Below are 393 nucleotides of genomic sequence, written 5' to 3'. Positions count from 1 at the left end.
TACGCCAAAATGCCTAATTTGAAACACATTATTGCTTTCAAACGGCAAAGTAAAACGGACAGCTGTGAAATTAAAACCTAATCCACGAAATGCGCTTGGCAAAGAAGAAATGACCGAGAAAATCACCGTTCCTAAGCATGGTAATTTGCAAAGAATTCTATCGAAAAAGCCAACGACAGAGCACACGAAATGAATTTAGGCATTCATGAATTTCAACAGCAAAGAAGCCGCGTCAACGAACTTAACAAGCACAACACTTCCCGTAAGCAGACTTCGTTAAGTTCAAACTCTTCCCGAAAAGTGCCACTGGCGAGATAGTTGAGAAACTGAGACTTGTCCGGTGTGTAGCTAGAAAACCCAAAGCCTTTCCACCCTAAATTCACCGTTTTTCTT

General features: G+C 41.2%; 2 protein-coding genes. One reads left to right on the top strand and one right to left on the bottom strand.

What is annotated here, in order from left to right:
- The first annotated feature begins 64 nt into the window (after positions 1-64).
- Positions 65-193, top strand: coding sequence for a hypothetical protein (locus tag EYW48_RS21555; protein ID WP_277433086.1), 129 nt, complete (start codon positions 65-67; stop codon positions 191-193).
- Positions 194-212: 19 nt separating this feature from the next.
- Here the strand turns inward: EYW48_RS21555 and EYW48_RS21550 are convergent.
- Positions 213-393 (bottom strand): hypothetical protein (locus EYW48_RS21550; RefSeq protein WP_277433085.1); only part of this gene is annotated, 181 nt, incomplete at its 5' end.

Origin of the sequence: Vibrio sp. 1180_3 (assembly GCF_029478545.1) — a bacterium.
GTDB classification, from domain to species: Bacteria; Pseudomonadota; Gammaproteobacteria; order Enterobacterales; family Vibrionaceae; genus Vibrio; species Vibrio aestuarianus.
The sequence above is the reverse complement of the archived record's forward strand: the minus strand, read 5'-3'. Positions and strand labels throughout refer to the sequence as shown.